This is a genomic window from Burkholderia sp. HMSC10F09 (genome assembly GCF_001806955.1).
In the GTDB taxonomy this organism is placed as follows: domain Bacteria; phylum Pseudomonadota; class Gammaproteobacteria; order Burkholderiales; family Burkholderiaceae; genus Burkholderia; species Burkholderia multivorans.
This window is the reverse complement of record NZ_KV786674.1, coordinates 1-1,726: the sequence shown is the minus strand read 5'-3', so window position 1 is coordinate 1,726 and position 1,726 is coordinate 1. Positions and strand designations below refer to the sequence as shown.

The following is a 1,726-nucleotide window of genomic DNA, read 5'->3' as shown; positions in this document are numbered from 1 at the left end:
CGCGGCGTCACGTCGGACAGCTCGATCTCGCCGCCCAGACGCGCCGCCGCGCTGAATGCGAGATACAGGCCGACACCGTGCCCGCCCTGCGTGCTGTCGACCGGCATCGCGCCGAGCGATTCGCGCAGCGCGGCCGGAATGCCGGGCCCGTCGTCGCATACTTCGAATGCAATCTGGTCGGGCGTGCGATCGTGCACGACCTTCGCGGCCAGCGTCACGCGGTGCGGGCTCGCGCGCGCCGCGTTGTCGAGCAGGATCGTCAGGATCTGGCCGGCCGCGACCGTATCGTCGAGCGCGACGCCGGACGGGCGCGCCCCGAGCAGCTCGAACTGCACGTGCGGATGCCGCAGGCGCCAGTGCTCGACGAAGGTGTCGAGCCACTCGTCGACCGGCTGCCGGCTCGCCGGCGCACTCGCGCGGCTGCGCAGGCGCGCGAGCGCCGACGTGCACAGCATCATCTGTTCTTCGAGCACCTTCAGGTCGGCCTCGTAGCGCGCGAGCCCCGGATCGTCGCGCGCGGCGTCGCGCAGTTCCTCGGCGAGCATCGCGATCGTCGACAGCGGCGTGCCCATTTCGTGTGCGACCGTCGCGGCCTGCACGCCGAGCGCGACCGCGCGCTCGTCGCGCAGCAGCCGCTGCTGCGCGTCGCCGAGCGCCGAATCGCGCTGCCGCAGCGCATTCGACATGCGCGCGACGAACCACGCGATCAGCCCGACGCTCACCATGAAGTTCACCCACATCCCGGTGCGGTAGTAGTCGAACAGGTTCGCCGGATTGTCCATGTTCAGCGGCACCGAATCGAAACCGAGCGCCGCGTAGCAGGCGACGGCAAACGCCGCGAGCCAGATCATCAGATGCCACGGCAGCACGGCCGCCGCAATCGCGAGCGACGGCAGATACAGCGACACGAACGGATTCGTCGTGCCGCCCGACAGGAACAGCAGCGCCGACAGCGCACCGAGGTCGACCCACAGCTGGCCGAGCAGCTCGAAGTTCGTCTCCGGACGCGCGCGCAACACGCGCACCCACGTCAGCGCGTTGAAGACGATTTCGAGCGCGATGACCATCAGCATCGCCGGCAGCGGCAGATGCACGCCGAAATACGTCTGCACGACGCCGATCGTCACGAGCTGGCCGATGATCGCGAGATTGCGCAGCCAGAACAGATGACTCAGATTGACGCGCCCGGTGGTGGTGATTCGTTGCATCCGGGCAGTTTACCCGTTTCGCGTGCGGCGCCTCCAGCGGGGCCGGATCGCGGCCGCGCGCCGGCACGATCGTTCGCCGCCGGTTTCGCGCGTTGCGCGTCAGCCGGGCGCGCCCGCCATCCGTTGCGCGATCTCGGCGGCGAGGCATTCGGGGCACAGGCAGCGCACGCCGGGTGCCGACGGCGGCGCACCGGGCGGCGTCGGCATCGACGCGCACCAGCACTCGAACGGCTGCGTGTGCGCGCCGCAATCGAAGCCGCGCCCGCAGCGCGCGCAGCGCACGCGACGCGGAACCGAACGGGCGCCGGCGGAATCGGTCATGACGAAAATCGCGGAAACGGGCGACGCAGCGCCCTACGCGACAAGCATAGCGCGGCAGCCGGATTTTGCACGTCGGCCGATCGGCCGAGGCGCATCGCACGCGGGTGCGCATCCGGGCCGATCGCTGCACGGCCGGCGCCGCGCACAGGCCGCCCGGCCATGACTGGCGGGGCGCCGCGCGTTCTGCGCGGCGCTCA

At 70.9% G+C, this 1,726-nt stretch carries 2 protein-coding genes; both read right to left on the bottom strand.

The features are described 5' to 3' along the window. A partial coding sequence (locus tag HMPREF3115_RS11670) for an ATP-binding protein (protein ID WP_070554481.1) occupies positions 1-1,208 on the bottom strand: 1,208 nt, incomplete at its 3' end. Positions 1,209-1,307: 99 nt separating this feature from the next. Next, a complete protein-coding gene (locus HMPREF3115_RS11665) occupies positions 1,308-1,529 on the bottom strand; it encodes a cysteine-rich CWC family protein (RefSeq protein ID WP_070554479.1) in 222 nt (73 codons plus the stop codon). Positions 1,530-1,726: the final 197 nt, after the last annotated feature.

Coding starts and splice junctions, on each gene's coding strand:
- HMPREF3115_RS11665 (WP_070554479.1), bottom strand. CDS start 1,529: ATGACCGATTCCGCCGGCGCCCGTTCGGTTCCGCGTCGCGTGCGCTGC.